Origin of the sequence: Umezawaea tangerina (assembly GCF_003002815.1) — a bacterium.
Taxonomy (GTDB): Bacteria; Actinomycetota; Actinomycetes; order Mycobacteriales; family Pseudonocardiaceae; genus Umezawaea; species Umezawaea tangerina.
Map to the genome: position 1 here is coordinate 289,206 of NZ_PVTF01000008.1, position 17,950 is coordinate 307,155.

General features: G+C 68.3%; 13 protein-coding genes. 7 read left to right on the forward strand and 6 right to left on the reverse strand.

Features of this window, described 5'->3' with window-relative positions; all coding sequences use genetic code 11:
• Positions 1-10: 10 nt before the first annotated feature.
• Both CLV43_RS26820 and CLV43_RS26825 read right to left on the reverse strand, forming a co-directional pair.
• Complete coding sequence (locus tag CLV43_RS26820; protein ID WP_106190179.1) at positions 11-694, reverse strand: response regulator; 684 nt, start codon at positions 692-694, stop codon at positions 11-13.
• On the reverse strand, positions 691-1,920 hold the full coding sequence (locus tag CLV43_RS26825) for a sensor histidine kinase (protein ID WP_106190181.1): 1,230 nt from the start codon (positions 1,918-1,920) through the stop codon (positions 691-693). Before CLV43_RS26825 ends, CLV43_RS26820 begins: the two co-directional genes overlap by 4 nt.
• A 193-nt stretch (positions 1,921-2,113) precedes the next feature.
• On the opposite strand from CLV43_RS26825, the gene CLV43_RS26830 reads away from it, so the two are divergent.
• From CLV43_RS26830 to CLV43_RS26845, 5 genes are all read left to right on the forward strand, one after another.
• Positions 2,114-3,295 carry a fumarylacetoacetate hydrolase family protein gene (locus CLV43_RS26830; RefSeq protein ID WP_106190182.1) on the forward strand — a complete coding sequence of 394 codons (1,182 nt, stop codon included), beginning with the start codon at positions 2,114-2,116 and terminating at the stop codon, positions 3,293-3,295.
• Entirely contained in the window at positions 3,285-3,506 is a 222-nt protein-coding gene (locus CLV43_RS47210) for a hypothetical protein (RefSeq protein ID WP_146174907.1), read from the forward strand. Before CLV43_RS26830 ends, CLV43_RS47210 begins: the two co-directional genes overlap by 11 nt.
• Positions 3,507-3,577: 71 nt before the next feature.
• Positions 3,578-5,788, forward strand: coding sequence for an NACHT domain-containing protein (locus tag CLV43_RS26835; protein WP_146174908.1), 2,211 nt, complete (start codon positions 3,578-3,580; stop codon positions 5,786-5,788).
• A 194-nt stretch (positions 5,789-5,982) separates the two neighbouring features.
• Entirely contained in the window at positions 5,983-7,728 is a 1,746-nt protein-coding gene (locus CLV43_RS26840; RefSeq protein ID WP_146174909.1) for a hypothetical protein, read from the forward strand.
• Positions 7,722-9,923: a hypothetical protein gene (locus CLV43_RS26845; RefSeq protein ID WP_146174910.1), complete on the forward strand. Its 2,202-nt coding sequence runs from the start codon at positions 7,722-7,724 to the stop codon at positions 9,921-9,923. Before CLV43_RS26840 ends, CLV43_RS26845 begins: the two co-directional genes overlap by 7 nt.
• A 150-nt stretch (positions 9,924-10,073) precedes the next feature.
• Here the strand turns inward: CLV43_RS26845 and CLV43_RS26850 are convergent, their stop codons facing one another.
• Genes CLV43_RS26850 through CLV43_RS26865 form a run of 4 tightly spaced genes read right to left on the reverse strand, consistent with a single transcriptional unit; the run spans position 10,074 to position 14,028 of the window.
• Positions 10,074-11,153 (reverse strand): hypothetical protein, encoded by a 1,080-nt coding sequence (locus CLV43_RS26850; RefSeq protein ID WP_146174911.1) that lies wholly within the window; start codon positions 11,151-11,153, stop codon positions 10,074-10,076.
• Positions 11,153-12,118 carry a hypothetical protein gene (locus CLV43_RS26855; protein WP_106190191.1) on the reverse strand — a complete coding sequence of 322 codons (966 nt, stop codon included), beginning with the start codon at positions 12,116-12,118 and terminating at the stop codon, positions 11,153-11,155. The genes CLV43_RS26850 and CLV43_RS26855 overlap by 1 nt, the downstream gene beginning before the upstream one ends.
• The gene (locus tag CLV43_RS26860; RefSeq protein WP_106190193.1) at positions 12,115-12,468 is read right to left on the reverse strand and encodes a response regulator transcription factor; all 354 of its coding nucleotides are present in this window, start codon (positions 12,466-12,468) and stop codon (positions 12,115-12,117) included. The genes CLV43_RS26855 and CLV43_RS26860 overlap by 4 nt, the downstream gene beginning before the upstream one ends.
• A 27-nt stretch (positions 12,469-12,495) precedes the next feature.
• Positions 12,496-14,028, reverse strand: coding sequence for a serine/threonine-protein kinase (locus CLV43_RS26865; protein WP_106190194.1), 1,533 nt, complete (start codon positions 14,026-14,028; stop codon positions 12,496-12,498).
• A gap of 685 nt (positions 14,029-14,713) precedes the next feature.
• Here CLV43_RS26865 and CLV43_RS26870 point away from each other — a divergent pair.
• Together CLV43_RS26870 and CLV43_RS26875 are read left to right on the forward strand one after the other, a co-directional pair.
• A complete protein-coding gene (locus tag CLV43_RS26870; protein WP_245887030.1) occupies positions 14,714-16,954 on the forward strand; it encodes a SulP family inorganic anion transporter in 2,241 nt (746 codons plus the stop codon).
• Positions 16,955-17,163: 209 nt separating this feature from the next.
• Positions 17,164-17,943, forward strand: coding sequence for a transposase (locus tag CLV43_RS26875; RefSeq protein WP_106190196.1), 780 nt, complete (start codon positions 17,164-17,166; stop codon positions 17,941-17,943).
• The last annotated feature ends 7 nt before the right edge of the window (positions 17,944-17,950 follow it).

Sequence of the window (17,950 nt, forward strand, 5' to 3'; positions counted from 1 at the left end):
GGCGCGGCCGTCACAGGCCGGACGTGTCGGTCTGCTCGATCAGCCCGTGGTGGTGGGCGAACCGCACGGCGTGCACCCGGTCGCGCAGCCCCAGCTTGGCGAGCACGCGCGACACGTGGGTCTTCACCGTCTGGCTCCCGACGTAGAGCTGGTCGCAGATCTCGGCGTTGGAGAGACCGGCCGCCATCAGCAGGAACACCTCGTGCTCGCGCGCGGTGAGCCGGTCGACACCCGGTGCCGCGCCGCGCGGCCGGGCGGTGGGGACGAGGGCGTCGGCCAGTCGGGGGACGAGTCGTCGGGTGACCGAGGGGTCGATGTAGGTGTCGCCCCGCGCGGCGACGCGGATCGCGGTGACCAGCTCCTCGGGCGGCAGGCTCTTCAGCACGAACCCGCTCACGCCCGACGCCAGCGCCTTGCGGACGTAGTCGTCGGCGTCGAACGTGGTGAGCAGCACGACCTTGAGGTCCTTGTTGCCCGCCGCCATCAGCTCGTGGGTGGCCGCGAGCCCGTCCATCTTGGGCATGCGCACGTCGAGGATCACCAGGTCCGGCCGCAGCCGCCTGGTGGCCTCCACGGCGCTGTAGCCGTCGCCGACGTCGGCGACGCAGGTCATGTCCGGCTGCGCGTCGAGCACCGCGCGCAGGCCCGAGCGGAACATCGCGTGGTCGTCGGCGATGACGATGCGCAGCGTCATGACCCGGTCCCGGTCGGCATCGTCACGGTCGTCTCCCAGAACTGCCCGTCCTCGACGGGACCGCAGGTCGCGGACCCGCCCGCCATCTCTGCGCGCTGCGCCATGCCGCGCAGCCCCCGCGACGAACCCTGGTGCGCTATCAGGGAACCCCGCCCCGCCAGCACCGTGCCGGAGGCGATCCGGTTGCGGGACGTGAGCGTCACGCGGTCGCCGCCGTACTCGAGCTCCACCCGCACCGCCGTCCCGTCGCCGTGCCGCAGCGCGTTGGTCATCATCTCCTGCGCCACCCGGTACAGGGCCGTGTCGACGGACCGCGCGATGGGGCACGGGTCGTTGTAGACCGCGAAAGCCACCCGCAGCCCGGAGGACCGGACCCCGTCGAACAGCTCCTGGAGCTTGCCGAGTCCCGGTTGGCCCTCGGAGTCGTCACCCTGGTGCAGCAGGTCGAGCAACCGCCGCAGGTCCACCATCGCCGCGCGGCTGGACGCCTCCACCGCGGCGAGCGAGGTGTTTACCGGACCCGGTTCCGCCGACGACCGGTCGACCAGGTTCAGCCGGGCCGCCGCCGCGTGCACGCCGATCGCGCTGACGTGGTGGGAGATCACGTCGTGCAGGTCGTTCGCGATCGTCTCGCGCTCCCTGGCCACGGCCTTGCCCACCTCCGCCTCGGCGTCGCGCAACGCGTCCTCCCGTTGCCTGCGCAGCTCGTCCACGTGGGCCTTGCGCGCGGTGGTGTAGCGGCCGACCAGCCACGGCAGCACGCTGTTGGCGGTCACCAGGGTCAGCAGCGCGAACGGCGCCGTCGACCCGCCGATCAGCATCGACGTCAACGCGCCGAGCGCCAGGACGGCCAGCGTCAGCGCCGCGGACCAGCCGCGCAGCCAGGCACCGGCCCGGTAGGCGGACACCAGGAACCCCGCGGTGATCGCGCTGCGCCCCGGGAGGACGACCGCCAGCACGGGCACCAGGGCGGCGTGCGCGAGCGCGACCCACCCCGAGTAGCGCGGCGAGGACGCGAGCGCGGCGTCCGCGGCGACGAGCCCCAGCAGCAGCAGCCCGTCCAGGACACCGATGCTCTCCGGCCCCCTGGTCGCGAAGCTCACCGCGTCCGTCACCAGGCACACCGCCGCGACCAGGAACGACTGGCGTGCCAGGGACTGCTCCACCTCGCGCCCGAACACCCGGTGGGCGAGAGCCCTGCCCACGTCGAGGGCGCTGCTGGTCATGCGCACATTGTGCTGACCGCCGGATGGCGGGGCGTCACTCCCCAGGGGGAGGGCTCCTCCCCACCGGGTACGACGGCATCTTCCTGCCGTTCCGCGAACCCGGCGCCGCCCGTTCACGGGTATCGCGATCGCCGGCGATCTCCTGGATCCTGTCTTCTGCACGTCATCGGACGACCGGCCTTGGGAGTATCCAGTGACCCTCAACCAGTTGGCTGACCGGGTGGTCCTCGCCGACCCGGCCGCGGTGCTCGTCGGAAGGGTCTTCGACCCCGACGCCGACGGGCCGTGCCTGGTCGTCAGGCGCGGCGACGAGCTCGTCGACATCACCCCGCACGGCCCGACCTCCGCCGACCTCCTGGCCCGGCCGGACGTCCTGGACGTCGCCCGCCATGCGGAGGGGCGGACCTGGAACCTCCACGAGGTCGTCCACTCGACCATGTCCGGTGCCGGGGGGAGTGCCCACCTGCTCGCTCCCTGCGACCTCCAGGTGATCAAGGCGGCGGGCGTGACCTTCGTCAGCAGCATGATCGAGCGGGTCATCGAGGAACGCGTCGCGGGAGACGCCGCACGCGCGGACGCCATCCGCGCGTCCCTGCACGACATCGTCGGCACGGCCCTCACCGTCACCCCCGGCAGCCCCGAAGCCGCCGCGGTCAAGCAAGCGCTGGTCGAGCAAGGCCTGTGGTCGCAGTACCTCGAAGTCGGCATCGGACCCGACCCGGAGATCTTCACCAAGGCACCCGTCCTGTCCGCGGTGGGCGTCGGCGCCGACGTGGGCGTCCTGTCCAGCTCCTCCTGGAACAACCCCGAACCCGAACTGGTCCTCGTCGCCGGTCCAGACGGCACCGCGGTCGGCGCGACCCTCGGCAACGACGTCAACCTGCGCGACTACGAAGGTCGCAGCGCCCTGCTCCTGGGCAAGGCCAAGGACAACAACGCCTCCTGCGCCATCGGTCCGTTCATCCGCCTGTTCGACGACCAATTCGGCCTCACGGACATCGCTACCACCACCATCACGATCCACGTCACCGGCAACGACGGGTTCCACACCGAACACACGGGCCGCATCACGGACATCAGCCGCCCACTCCCCACCCTCCTCGCCGCCACCTGCGGCCCCCACCACCAGTACCCGGACGGCTTCATCCTCTTCACCGGCACCTCCTTCGCCCCGGCTATGGACCGCGGCGAGCCCGGCATGGGCTTCACCCACCACGACGGCGACATCGTCACCATCGAATCCCCCCACCTCGGCCTGCTCGCGAACACCGTCGTCAAAAGCGAAGCCGCCACCCCCTGGACATCCGGCGTCAGAACACTCATGCACAACCTGGCCACCCGCGGACTCCTCGGCACTCCGAACGGTGCCCGATGAGTTCGTGTGTGCGGTCGGCACCGCACTGAGCAAGAAGAACGACAACGACGCCGTGGTGCGGCTGGTCCGGCTGGACACCGCCCACATCCACATCCTGCTGTCCGACCGCCACACCGGAGTCCGTCGTCGTGCGGGAGGACACCAAGCCCAGCAGCGCCTTCTCGCGTTCGCAACCAGTCGTGAAGACCGGACAGACCGCGCACATTTCTGAGCTGACCGCAGTTTTGCGGCCGCGCATAAGGGGAGTTGACTATTAGGTAGGGGTGACGATGGGGGAGACGCGTGGCGGACGGCCGGATTCCACGAGGTCGGGTCGTCTTCGTCGGTGTGGCGGCGATCGTCGGTGCTGTGCTGGTGCCCACCGCGATCAACGTCGGCACAGGCGGGGTTCTGCCGGCCCCGTTGGCGGGTTTCGAGCCGTGGGCGTGGCCGGTCGTGGGGGCGGGACTCGCTGTCCTGATCACGTTGGGAGTGCTGGAGATCCAGCGTTCCCGCGATTCCGTGCGTGCTTATGACCATCCCCGGAATCGGGCGAACGCGTTGGCGCAGGTGGAGAACTACGTGACCAAGAGGTCGGCACAAGCCTTGGCCGAACGCGTGCACATCACCCTTGTCCTGGACCAAGCGTCTTCCGCCGTACGGCCGACTCCCCACCTGGTCCAACCCGTGGACGAGATCCAACTCCCCCCGAACTCGAGCATCGTCGACGCGTTCGGCATGTTCCAGGAATCGCTGCTGCTACTGGGTGAACCGGGCGCGGGCAAAAGCACGTTGCTCCTGGAGCTGGGTCACCACCTGGTCGAACGCGCCAAACACGACGTCGGCCAACCCATTCCGGTACTGGTGGATCTGGGCGCGTGGTCGAGGTCCGGGAGGGTGCGATCCCGACACGACCCCGAGCCCGTCGGGGTGATTCGTCAGCGGGTGGACGGGTCGCCCGTCGTGGCACGGGACTTCGCGGGTTGGCTGTTCGCCGAACTGCAGCGCCGCTACACCTTTCCGCCGCAGATCGCCCGCGCGTGGCTGGCAGCAGGGCGGTTGGCGTTGCTGTTCGACGGCCTGGACGAGGTGGAACCCGCCGACCGCGAGCGATGTGTGCATGAGCTCAACCTCTTGCAGAAGACGTTCGCCGTGCCGCACTTGGTCGTGTGCAGCAGGGACGAGGTGTACAAACGGCTCCAGGGACATCTGCGCTTGCAGGGCGCGGTATCGATCAGACCGGTGGATCCCGGCCAGGTGGAGGAGTACTTCGACAAGGCGCAGGGACGGCTCGACGGACTGCGGGAAGCCATGCGCACCGACGGAGCGCTGCGGAACCTGGCTCGGACCCCGCTCGTGCTGAGCATCATGTTCCTGGCGTACCACGACCGTCCGGCAGCGGCGCTGGCCGGACATGCCCGACTTGGCTGGTTGTTCGACGCCTACGTCAGCGAGATGGTGGTCCGTCGCCGCGTCCCGCGCACCCGGTACACCGCTGAGCAGGTGGCGCGTTGGCTGTGGATGCTGGCCAACCTCGACGACTACGGACGTCGGATGCTGCTTGCGGGGTTGCCCGCCGGCGCGCGGCGCCGGATCACCCGCGAAGACCTGCCCGTGCTGCTCGCCGGATGCGTAGCTGGGATGGTGGTGCCGATGGCGTTGGCGTACGGCACGGTCGCTGGACTGGCGACCGCGCTGGTCGGTGTCGGACATGTTGCGCTGCTGGACCACACCATCGGACTCGGCACCGTTGTCAGCCCTGTACCGGAAAGGAAGTGGCGACTGTCCGCAGGGATGCCGCTGTGCCTGCTCGGCGGGCTCGCGCTGGGGACTGGTGCGTTCCTGTTGGGCGATGCCGCGAGCGGCATGTTGAGTCGCTGGGTGTTCACGGCTTTGTGCGGGTGCGCAGCGCTGAACATCGTGTTGTACGTGGCTCGACTTCGTTGGCCGTTCGCGATTCCCACGGTTCCGCTGGCGATCCTGGGTGGCCACGAACTGTCCGAAGTGGATGGCGTGATGGTCGGCTTCGGTTTCGGGGCAACGTTCGGATGGGCGTTGGCGAGCCTGTGCGTGGTGGGCGACATGATCCTTTTCGCCGTGTTCAACTCCGAGTGGGACCTGCGCGGTTTCACAATCCGGGTTGTCGTGTGTTCGTCGCCCGTGGCTCCAATAGTGTTGCTCGTGGGGGAGAACGGCTCGATCGAGTGGCCCTTGCTCGCCGGGGTCGTGATCGGTGGCCTGCTCGCACCGACCGCCACCGAGACCACGTGGGCCTGGCTGGAGCGGCTTCGTCAGGAGTGGTGTGGGTTGGTGGTGCGGTTGCTGCTTGTGTGGGACGGCTACCTCCCATGGAGACGGCGTGCGTTCGTCCGGTACGCGGTCGACCGCGGTGTGCTCGTCACGGACAGCGGGGGAAAGCACCGGTTCGCGCACGCCCTGCTTCGCGATCACCTGAAACGACGCGATCCGACGCAGTTGGCCGATCTGATCCGAGAACGCGCCGCTCGCTCATGACCGAACGTCGATGCAGCCGCATCCGCTGTCCTCCCATGACCGTGGCGCTGTGCTGATCGGAGGCCTGTGCCGCGGAGTCGCCTCTTCGGGTGAACGTGTCCGCGATCCGTAACGGATACGACCACTTGGCCTATCTCACAGAGGTGATGGCGCGGCGGTTCGCACTTCGTCTCCCTCGCCGGGTGGTGATCTCGGTGGCGGTGGTCCTCGTGCTGGCCTGCGTCGCAGCAGGGGTTGTCGCGGTGCGCTCCGGGTGGTTCGGCAAGGAACCGTCGTCCGCCAAGGAAAATGCGATCTCCGCAGTGGTGGGTACGGACGGTCTCGACGTGACGTTGAGCGGTGTCCACCTCAGCGGCCCGGCAGGCTTGGCTCCCGCCGGCACGGTTGTCACCGCCACGCCGACGACCTCTTCTCCTCCCGAACTCCCGACCGCGATCACCACGAACCTCGGCGCGGGTGTGGACATCTCCTTGCAGGGGCGACAACCCGACAAACCGTTGGAGGTGCGCTTCCCGGTGGTGGGCACACCTCCGGAAGGGCAGCACGCGGTGCTGGTCACCGTTCCTTCCGACGGGTCCGGCGCACATCTGGTCCCTGCCTCGTTCGACGCTGGTACCGGCACGATCACCGCCACCACCAACCACCTGAGCCTGTTCTGGCCCGCGTTCATCGATCTCCGTGAGGTCGGCCGGACGTTCGACAAGTTCGTCACGCAGACCCTCGGCATCACCTCACCCCGACCGGACTGCGCGGGCGAGAAGGTCACCGACCCGTCCGGCACGACGATTTCCCCCGTGGGTGACTACTCGCCGACGGCGAAGCCCGCCGCGTGGCCTTGCGTGTCCACGAAGGACGGTCAGGTGGTCGTCGAGCTCACCAGCAACTCGCCCCTGCCGTGGCGCACCCGCGCCACACCGGCAGCTACCCTCGACCCACAGGGCACCCCTGACCTCGCCAAGGCCGCGATCCTCGCCGGCTACCACACCCTGGTGACCGAACGGCCCTACGCCGAGGGCCTGCTCATCCCCGGAACGACCATGTCCTACCGGTTTCCGGCGGGATCGTCGACGGCGACCGTGCAGGGGCAGGTGGACCTCGGCACCTGGCTGGCCATGGACCTGGTGTTCGCCGTCCAGTCGTTGATGGCGTTGTTCCACGTCGACTACCAGGACGTGGGCACGAACGCGGACAGGCTCACGTGCCTGGGCGACGCGGTAGAAGCCGCCCAACTCGGTGCCAAACCCGGTGTGGACGCGGTGACGAACCTCGCCCGCGCGGTCCTCTCCTGCCTGGCGCCGCTCGCCGGCGACGCCCTGAAGGACGCGGCCGCGTTCGTCCTGCTCGTCTTGTCCAGCGGCATCAGCCTGGTCGTCGGCGGGTTCCTCGGCGCGGCCCTGACCGCGACCTCGGCGGACACCTTCCGGATCGACGTCGAGTCGACCGGCAAACCGATCACCGCGGCCGACCTCTCCACCGCACCGGTGCCGGGGATGTGCCAACACCCCGCGGGCACGCTGGTCGACGGCTCCCTACCCGGCATCCCCACGCACGACGGTTTCGTCCAACTCGTCGCCAAGGGTTCGCCCTCGGAAGTCGACAACCCCATCGTCGTCGGCGACTTGACCGCCGACGGGACACCCGACGCGGCGGCGGTGTTCATGTGCTCACGCGGCGGCGTCGGCTGGCCCCACCACGTCGTCCTCTACGGACCGGGACCGGAGGTTCTCGGCTCGGTCGACCTTGGTTCGGTCACCGACGGCGAACACTCGAACGTGCGGAACATGAGCATCGAGGGTGGTGACGTCGCGCTGGAGTGGAACTCCTACCAGGGCGCGTCCTTCTGCCTACGGGGATGGTCGGCTCGCATCCACTGGACCGGGTCGCAGGCGTCGGTGACCGGACTTGTGCAGACGTCAGGTCCAGCGAAAGGCACGTGCTAGAGCTCGCGGTCGACGACAGAAGGCGCTCACCCGGTTCAAAACCCCACCGACCCAGGAAACAGGTCGACATGCGTGCTCCTTCGCGGTTCACCGCAATCCTCGCGGTGCTGGCGATGGCCGCCATGAGCCCCGGCACGGTTCGGGTTGCCCCAGAGCCGACGGGGGCCTCCCCTTTCGCCGTGTCCGACCCGGCGCCGCGCACCGCGGGCTCGGGGACGGCCGTCGGCCCGGAGGGCACCTCGGTCGTGGTCGGTGCCGCGCAGGTGGTCGTGCCGCCGGACGCGGTGCCCGCCGGGCACACGTTCCGGATCGCCGACACGCTGGCGATCCGGCGGAACGCGGCCGAGATCTACGGGCAGCCGGTCGGACTGGACCACGACGCCCCCTTGGCCAAGCCGGTCACGGTCCGGTGGACCCTCCCCTTGCTGTCCGATGTGCAGCGGGCATCGCTGGTCCTTGTGCGCTGGGACAGCCAGAGAAACGCCTGGAGGCCCGAACCAGAGGTGCCGTTCCGGATCGAGGACGACGTCCTGGTCGCGGATCTCGACGAGTTCTCCTTCTGGGACTGGGTGGCCAACGTGGGCCAGGTTGTCGGGGAGATCGTCGGTGTTCGCAAGGACGGGCCGACTTGTGGTGGTGCCGAGCTTCCCGTGTGGGTCCGCGATGTCGTGGACCCGGACGAAGGCATGAGTGCGGCCGCCATCCGGGTGTGCTTCGAAGCAGACCACGACGACATCGTCACGGTCAGAGTCGTCAACAACCGGACCTTCACCCAGCAGTTGGTGATGTCCCAAGGCGGCCAACGCTGGGCGTGGACCTGGCCGGGTCCGGACGGGTTCGACGTGTCGGCAGCCCTTGACGGCGCGGCTCACCTCGCCTTGGACAGCGACACCGCGTACCTGCTGCCGCCACTGACCGAGGTGGCGGTGGGGATCGACCGCCCCTCCGAGCCGGGCAGCGTCGTGATCGCGGCGAAGGCGTCCGCGACCCCGATCAGCGTGCTGGTCGACGTACTGCGATTCGCCCTGGACCAGGTGAACATCGGCGGCTTCGACAACCCCCTGCTCAACGCTTTGGTCCAGGCGACCTTTGAGTGCGGTGGACAGCAGTTGCTGGCCCGTCCGGACCTGTCGGACGCCGCCCAGTTCGTGCAGGTCGCCATCGACGCGATCGGCACCTGCGCCACGGAGATCCGTCGCTCGGACAGCGAGTTCGGCATGCGCTTCGAACAGCTCTCACTCGCGGCGATCAAGAAGGTCGGCAAGGTCGGCGACGACGTGGTCATCAAGGCCAACCGGCTCGCCTACCAAGCAGCCGGTGCGTTCAAGGCGTTGACCTTCGCCAAGATGGCCTTCTACGTCAGCGACCAGTTGCAGAACGCCGCAGTGGGTCCGCTGTCGTTCAGCGTCCGCGGCGATGGCCGACCGCCGCAACTCGGCGCATGGACACCGAGCTGCGGTGACGTGCGGGCCGACGCCAACCTGCTCTACCGCAACCTCGCGCTCCAGGACGCATTCCGCGACACGGCCAAGCAGCTGTGGGAGTACCCCGACTGGGACTCCGCCTCGGCCACCGCGGTGCGACCGTTGAAAACCTGCTCCACCTCTTACCTGCGCGACCTCGCCGTCGAGTTGTCGAACGGCTGGGCCGACCGGAAGTCGGCCGAGATCGTCGCCGACAAGATCCGCGCCCTGGTCGCGGCGGTGGACCCGAAGGTGATCGGGTTCGGCGGTGTCGGCACCTTCACCCTCGGCCTGACCGCCACCGAACTCGGCGCCATGGGTTTCGCCAACAAGGGCAACCAGTACAGCGGGATGACCGCGGAGTGCGTGGGGTACGCCAAATCCGGGTCGCCCCTGACCTTCAGCGTCGAGTCGAAGACCGGCCGCGTGCTGTCCATCAACACCGCCGGCACGGACCCATCGCTGCGCACCGAGATCGGCGGGATCCGCGTTGGCTCCACCCTGGCCGACGTGCGGAAGGCCTTCGCAGGCTACGAGATCGAGGAACACCTCGCCGCGGACTTCGGCCAGGGCAGCAACGGCGTGATCATCAACGGCCCAAGCGGATCGATCGGACTCAGCCTCACCGATGCCACGCCGACCGACTACGCCTCCGGGCGCCCCACGGTCAGCTTTCTCAACGGGGTGGGTGTACCGGGGCACGCTCCGACAAACAAGGAGGACGGGTGCTGACGCGCCACCGAGACAGCGTCAGCCGTACACGTACGACTCCGAATCCACTGGGGTCATGGCTTCCAGGCCCTCCGGCAGGCGCAGCGAAGGGGATCTCGTAGTCACCGACGTCCTGCTGTCGGAAACGGAGAGATGACGGCTTGTCGTTCATCAGCCGCCACCGCACTTCTGTACGGCCTTCGGTGGCGAGGAGATACCGCAGAGGTAGCGAACGCCGTCATCGGTAGCGATTAACGGCCTGCCCGCCGAGCGCAGGAAGACGAGGCTGTAGAGGCCTTCGTCGACCTTCTTGAACCGGAACGAGTCCTGAACTTGATGGACGTACTTGGGTACCTCCGACACAGGGGAGCCGTTCATGCTGTACGAGAGCGACACGTAAAACCCGATCAAGCCATCGTCAGTGGGCAAGAACTCGAGTTCGCCCGACTCCTCGCAGAACCCTACGGCGCCAGTGCACGGTCCGAGGTTGGATGACACGCTGCCTCTGAGATCAGGGCCAATCTTGATCGTGGTCCCGTGGAACATCCATTCTCCCGCGTAGTTCGCCGGATCGAGTTGCGCCGTGCCGGTCGGGGGAGATGTCTGGCTCGCCGCCATGATGCCGCGAACAATTCGGACGGCGGTCAGGACATCGCGGGATTCCGAGGTGACCACGTCCTCGTCATCGCAGGAGGTGTAGTTCTGGGGTGAGGTGTTGACGCAGGTGATCGACACGAGTGAATCCCTCCCGCTCGACGTGCCGCCCGCCAGAGATGTCCTGTTCAGGAACCGGGCGTGAAGGGTCTTCTCGTCTGGCACCCACACCAGGCGGATACCGTTCACGTTCATTGTTGCCGCGCCAGGTTTTTCCTTCAGGGTGGCGAACACGTCGATCCCGTTCTGCACGGCGGGAGTGAGGATGATCCGCAGCAGGTCGGCCGGTTGTGCATTGGACCCGGTCGCCTCGCACCCGGCGGATTGCGGAGGTGTTGGCAACAACGGTGCCACGGCGACGACCGCTTCTTCGATGCCGGTGAGCCGCTTGGACACGGCTTTGGTGTCGATGACCGAACACAAGCTCTCCACCTTGACAGGTGGTGCTTCTTCGAGTGGCGGTAATGATGTGGTGGCGGTCGTTCCGGGGCTCGGCGGTTCAGCCGGAGACGGCGTCTCGTCGACCCCGCAAGCCGTTGCCACGAGCAGGAGCAGCGCGACCGAGCCCGACCGGATTCTCCTTGTCGCCCTGACCATCAACCCGTGCCCTTGAACGACTTGGGATCTGCGGCGACGAACTTTCCTGTTCTGCTGGCCACTCCTCCGGCATAGATCGCTTGGTAGGTGTCGAAAGCGACCATGGCAGTGGGGCTGCTGTCGGTGGTTGGCATCGCTGAAACCTCGAAAGGCCTACCTGCGTTGTCCACCGCCTTGGTAAGCGTCGGCTGCCCGTCCCCTGGGTTCACGGTCAGGTCGAAGTGGAACGCGCAGTAGCTTTTGCTGGTCGCGACGTTGATGAGCAGGGTGGCCACCTCGCCGGGGACCAGCTGGATCGTCTGCGCGCTCGTTCCGGTGAAGTAGCCGCTCCCCTCACGGCCGTCGAGGGCGACCGGGTAGTCGGCGTCCAAGTCGAAGTACATGGCGATGCTGCCGGTGGGGCCCGCTGTCGGTGAGTACAGCAGAGTTCCGGTCAACGGCTCGCGGCACTGCTTGACGATCTTCACGTCGGTGATGTTCAGCGTTTCCCGCCCGGTACCGCGGAGCCCAACCTGTATCGTCGCTGCGTTGGGATAGACTCCGCCGTGAGCGAGTACCCAGTCGACGTAGCCCTTGCCGTCGCCCTTCTTCGAATCGAGTTCTGCCAGCTCCTCGGATGAGAAGGACTGGGCATCCGGGAAGACGAAGTCGTGGTTGCCCCTGTTTTCCAGATAGGCGACTGATTCGACGGCTATGGGAGCTGTCGCGTTGGCAGTCTGACTGGCCGGCGGCAAGGCGATGTCGTTCTTCACCTGTCCGGTGTGCGACCGAACCGCCCAGACGATCGCGGACGCCCCAATGAGTGCCACGAGGAGAATCGCGCCGAGCAGGGTGTACACCCGCTTGTCGGTGGGGTTGAAGTTCACCGACCCGATGCTGCCGCTCTGGACGACATTGCTCTGCCCCAGTTCGGTCGCGGAGTTCGACGCCGTCGGCGGGTGTTCGTCGTGGTGATCCTCTGTCACCTCATGGCTATCCTTCTGTGCCGAATTGCCGTTACGCGGTCGCTCTGGTTCAACCCGATTGGGTGCTGACCGGGTGCGTCAGGACGCCCGAAGCGGTGGTGGCCAGTGAAGAGACGGCTCACCCAACGCCCCGGCTGCCAGCGACTACGGGACGGCCTGTGACCACTCTTGCCCAGCTGCCGTGCCAGTTCGAACCTGTCGCGGTGGGACTGCATCACGTCGAGCAGGACCAGGTCGGCGTCCGGGCAAGCAGGCCCGGCCGCCGCCACATCGAACCCGGCGAACCGCAGTGTGCGTTCCGACAGTTCGCGGATCGTCGTCACCATCAGGATCAGCGCACGCTCACTCACGCTGCGGGCCCATGAGTGCCGCAGAGCTCAGCAGGTGATCAGCTGAGACGGCGGGGTCGTGTGGTCGAGCTGTTTCACGTAGGCGTCCCCGCCGACGGCGGCGCGCTGCGCGCACGCCTCGTCCTGGGTGGCGAAGGTGCCGTAGTACACGGCGTAGATGTCGACCCCGTCGAGCTGCTTGCGCAGGGAACCGCACCCGGTCGTCGGCGCGTGCAGGTACCGCGTGCCGGGGTGGTTCGACAGGAACTGCTGGACGTCCGCGCGGTACCGCGCCGGTACGACGGCCGCCCCGACGAACGTGACGTAGGCGCCGTTGCAGGCGGGCACGCTCATCGGCTCGGTCAGGCCGAGGTCCGCACCGGGCGGCACCACGACAGCCGGCGGCGCGCTGACCGGCGGTGGTGAGGTCGCCACTGGTGCTGCTGTCGTCACCGGCAGAGGCGTCGCTGTCGACGCCGTCGTGGTGGTCTCGGCGCCGCTCGCCGGGGTGAACCGCTCCGCTCGCGTCTCGCCCGTGCTGGTCGCGGTCCCGGATGTCGACCGTCCCGAGAGGGCGACCGTCGTGATCACAGCTGTCGTCGCCACCACGACTGTCACAGCCGCGACCAGCCACTGCGTCCGTCGTGGCCGCGCACCCGCAGACACCAACGTCGGCCGGGGCGCGACCGACGGCGGCGGGGCGGGCGGCGTGTGTCCGGTGAGCGCCGCACGTGCGGCTGCGGCCAGTTCGCCCGCGCTCGCGAAGCGGTCTGCCGGGTTCTTCGCCATCCCACGCACCACGACGGCGTTCAGGGCGTGCGGCAGCCCAGGTCGTACCGAGTCAAGTGAAGGCGGCGGCTGGTTCAGGTGCGCGCCGATGAGCGACGCGGCGGTGGTGCCGGGGAACGGCTTGCTGCCGGTCAGGCACTCGTGGAGGAGGCACGCCAGTGAGTAGACGTCCACCCGGTAGTCGGTGGGGCCGTCACCGAACCGCTCCGGCGCCATGTAGTCCAGCGTGCCGATCACGGCGCCGGTCCCGGTCAGCCCCGTCGTCGCGTCCAGCGCCCGCGCGATCCCGAAGTCCACGAGGTAAGCGAACCCGGCCTCGGCGATGAGGACGTTGGACGGCTTCACGTCCCGGTGCACCAGGTTCTGCGCATGGGCGGCACCGAGTGCCTGCGCGATCTGTTCGACGATCCCCACGGCCTCACCGGGATCGAGCGGGCCGCCGTTCCGCAACCGCGCGGCCAAGTCCTGCCCGTCGACGAGGCGCATGTCCAGGTACAGCCGACCGTCCAGCTCGCCGTAAGCGTGAATCGGGACGATGTGCGGTTCTTGCAACCGCGCCACCGCGTGCGCCTCGCGTCGAAACCGCTCCCGATACTGCTGGTCCTCCGCGAACTGCGGGGCGAGCAATTTCAGCGCGACCATCCGGTCGTGCCGGGTGTCGTAGGCACGCACGACCTCGCCCATTCCACCCCGAGCGATGAGCGACTCCACCCGATAAGGTCCATACTTCCAAACCACCGAACGACCCCTTCGGCTCTCGTACCGTGCCTGACCACCCACACTTCGGATCATCCCGCCCGTTCGTTACAAAGGACCGGCGGCAGATGCAGATACCCGCAAACACCCGTGCCGAGACGTAGATTCACCATCGTGGCTGCCGAGGCGTTCCATAAGCAGGGACCTGCTGCGGGAAGTAGGGATCTGCTGTGGGCGTGGAAATGGGAGCACGGTTGTGAGAGCAGATTGGGAGAAGTCGAGCGCGTTGAATGGTGCTGAACTGCTCTCAACGTCCTGCTATAGCACCGTAATGACGTGTGGCGTCTCTATTTCCACTGGTCAGAACTCTTTGGGATTTATGTTGACGGTAGTGCTCATCGGGTGGTGATCGACAGTGATTTCCGCTGTTCGAACGCTCGGTTGAAGTGGGGAACTCGGCCAGAGACACCTGGTTCTACCCCGGCGAGCTCGCCGACGACCTGGAGTACGCCGGGGTGCTGGACGCCGTGGTTGCAGGCATCCCCGCCCATGCTGCGAGTTCCGCATGTTCCTACCCAGCTGAGGGGCATCCCGGTGCGTGCCGTCGCCGTCTTTGCCGGCTTGGAAGCGCAACTTTCGGAACTGTGAGCAATCGCACGAACACGTAGGGTGGGAACCAAACGGACATTTGGGCCGTTCTGCCTCTCGTGGGTGGGGTTGGCTCCGCCCAACGGCCCAGTGCTGTGCCGGTACGGACCGCTGCTCTCCCGGAGGACCCCACGTGGACCCACGCGATGTGCCCTCGACCGTCCAGCACACCCGCCGCGCTGCCGTGCGGCGGTGGGCCAGGCGGGACCTGAGGTACGACCTGTCGGCATCGTTGGTCGTGTTCCTGGTGGCGATGCCGTTGTCGTTGGGCATCGCGGTCGCCTCCGACGCGCCGATCACGGCCGGGTTGATCGCGGCGGTTGTCGGGGGTGTTGTCGCGGGGTTGCTTGGTGGGGCGCCGTTGCAGGTGAGTGGTCCGGCCGCGGGGTTGACGTTGGTGGTGGCGGGGTTCGTCGCGCAGTTCGGGTGGGCGGTGACGTGTGCCATCACGGTGGCGGCGGGTGTGTTGCAGGTCGGGCTTGGGGTGAGTCGGGTGGCTCGGGCGGCGCTCGCCATCTCGCCCGCGGTGGTGCACGGGATGCTTGCGGGGATCGGGGTCACGATCGCGTTGGCGCAGCTGCACGTGCTGCTGGGTGGTGAGCCGGGTACGGGGGCGTGGGAGAACCTGACGCAGCTGCCCGCGCAGTTGCTCGGCGTGCACACCGGGGAGGCGGTGGTCGGGCTGGTCGTGCTCGGTGTGCTGCTGCTGTGGCCGGTTATGCCGGCGGCCGTGCGTGGGGTGCCGGCCTCGCTGGTCGGGGTCGTGGGTGCCACGTTGCTGGCGGGGGTGCTGTCGTGGGACGTGGACAGGGTGGAGCTGCCCGGTTCGCTGCTCGACTCCGTGCGGCTGCCGGAGCTGCCCGACGGGCGGTGGGGAGCGGTGGCGTTGGCGGTGTTCACGATGACCGTGATCGCCAGCGTCGAGAGCCTGCTGTCCGCGGTGGCCGTGGACAAGCTCAAGGACCGGGGTCGGTCGGCCGACCTGGACCGCGAGCTGGTCGGGCAGGGCGCGGCCAACGCGGTGTCCGGCCTGCTCGGCGGCCTGCCGGTCACCGGCGTCATCGTCCGCAGCTCCACCAACGTGGCCGCGGGCGCGCGGACCAGGGCGTCCGCGGTCCTGCACGGCGTGTGGGTGCTGCTGTTCTCGCTGCTGCTGGTCGGCCTGATCGAACAGGTGCCGATGGCCGCGCTCGCCGGGCTGCTGGTCTACGTCGGCTTCAAGCTGCTCAAGCTGCAGGACGTGCGCACGGCGCTGCGCCAGTCCGAGCTGCCGGTCTACGTCACCACCGTCACCTGCGTCGTGTTCCTCGACCTGCTGATGGGCGTGCTGATCGGGTTCGCCCTGTCCGTGGCGGTGATGCTGCGCCGCGTCGTGTGGGCGAAGCTGCGGGTGTCGCGGACCCCGGTGCCCGGCGGGCCGGACCACTGGACGGTCGTGGTCGAGGGCACGCTGAGCTTCCTGTCGATCCCGCGGCTGTCACGGGTGCTGTCCCACGTGCCCGACGGCGCCCCGGTGGACGTCGAGCTCGCCGTGGACTTCCTCGACCACGCCACCTACGAGCACCTCGTGATGTGGCGCGACCAGCACGAGAAGACCGGGGGAGTGGTGCACGTCGACGAGGTGTCCGGCATCCGCGGCGGCATGTCGCGGCGCGGTGCCGGAGCGGTGCTGCCGCGCTGGTTCGCGCCCTGGTCGTCCTGGCAGACCTCGGTACCCGCGCAGCGCCACAGCGACCACGACGAGGCCGCCCGCCCGCTGGTGTCGGGCGTGCAGGAGTACCACCGCCGCTCGGCCCCGTTGCTGCGCCCGGTGTTCGAGGGGCTGTCGGACGGGCAGGAGCCGCAGGCGATGTTCCTGACGTGCGCGGACTCGCGGATCGTGCCGAACGTGATCACCAGCAGCGGACCGGGCGACCTGTTCACGGTCCGCAACGTCGGCAACCTCGCGCCCTGCGACGACGACGGCGTGGGCGCCTCGGTGCACTACGCCGTGGACGTGCTGCGCGTGTCGGCTTTGGTGGTGTGCGGGCATTCCGGGTGCGGCGGGATGCGCGCCCTGCTCGATGGCGACGCGGGCTCGGACGGTCCGGTCGGCCGCTGGCTGCACTCGGGCGTCGGCAGCCTGCACGCCCTGCGCGCGGGCCATCCCGCCGACCCCGGCACGGGGTCCGAAGTGGACAGACTGGCCATGGTCAACGTCGCCGTCCAGGTCGCCTCCCTGGAACGCATGCCCGTCGTGCGCGACGCCGTCGCCGAGGGCAGGCTCAAGGTGATCGGCATGTTCTTCGACATCGGCGCCGCCCGGCTGTCGTTGCTCACCGACGACCGGACGGCGTTCTCGGCGTTGCCCGAAGGGGTGGACGTGCTGGGCTAGGGCGTGTGTCGAAGTCCGTGTTCGCGGTAGCCGGGCCTGAGGCGGCCCCTGGGGGCACGGCCGACTGACCCGCATACAACAGAGGTATGCGGGCCAGTCGGCCGCACCGCCAGGAACCACCTCAGGCGCGACTCCCATCGAACGAGACTTCGACACACGCCCTAAAGGTTGTCCCGTAACGCTATCCCCGCAAGATCGATGCCCCTGGTGTGGAGCAGGTGATCAGTGCGGACCGGCCCGACTGGGTGCCGGTGTTCACGGGCTTGTCGGTGCGGGTGTTCCGCACGCTCGTGCGGGTCGTGGCCCGTCGGGGCGGCGAGCAGCCCGGAACCGGTCGACGCTGGGGGTTGCCGCTGGAGGATCGGGTGCTGCTGGTGGCGGTCTACTACCGGACGAACCTGACGTTCCGTCAGGTCGCGCTGCTGTTCGGCATCTCGAAATTGGCCGCGGGCCGTGTCGTGGATCATCTGGCACCCTTGTTGGCGCTCGCGCCGGTGACCCGCAAGCACGGCCCGGACACCGTGCTGATCGTGGACGGCACGCTGGTGCCCACCCACGACCGGAGCGTGTCCGCCTCGTCGAGGAACTACCGGTACTCGGTGAACATGCAGGTCGTCATCGACGCCAACACCCGCCTGGTCGTCGCGGTCGGCGACCCCGCACCGGGCAACCGCAACGACTGCCGGGCCTACACCGACTCAGGAGTGGACCGGCAGTGTCGGGGAGCGACGGTGATGGCCGACGGCGGCTACCAGGGCAACCCCGAGGTGATCATGCCTTACCGGAAACCGCGTAAGGGACAACCGCCACTGCCGCAATGGAAGGAGGACCTCAACACCGTCCACCGGAGCGTCCGCGCGCGGGTGGAGCACGCCCTGGCACAGATGAAGTCCTACAACATCCTGCGCAACTGCCGCCGCAAACGCGACGGCGTCCTGCACGCCACCCGAGGCATCGCCCAGATGCGGAACCTGGCCATGACGACCTGAGCGGCCA

What these genes read in the sequence shown, in the direction of transcription:
- CLV43_RS26850 (WP_146174911.1), bottom strand. Translation starts at nt 11,153, where the DNA reads ATGGTCAGGGCGACAAGGAGAATCCGGTCGGGCTCGGTCGCGCTGCTC.
- CLV43_RS26820 (WP_106190179.1), bottom strand. Translation starts at nt 694, where the DNA reads ATGACGCTGCGCATCGTCATCGCCGACGACCACGCGATGTTCCGCTCG.
- CLV43_RS26865 (WP_106190194.1), bottom strand. Translation starts at nt 14,028, where the DNA reads ATGATCCGAAGTGTGGGTGGTCAGGCACGGTACGAGAGCCGAAGGGGT.
- CLV43_RS26825 (WP_106190181.1), bottom strand. Translation starts at nt 1,920, where the DNA reads ATGACCAGCAGCGCCCTCGACGTGGGCAGGGCTCTCGCCCACCGGGTG.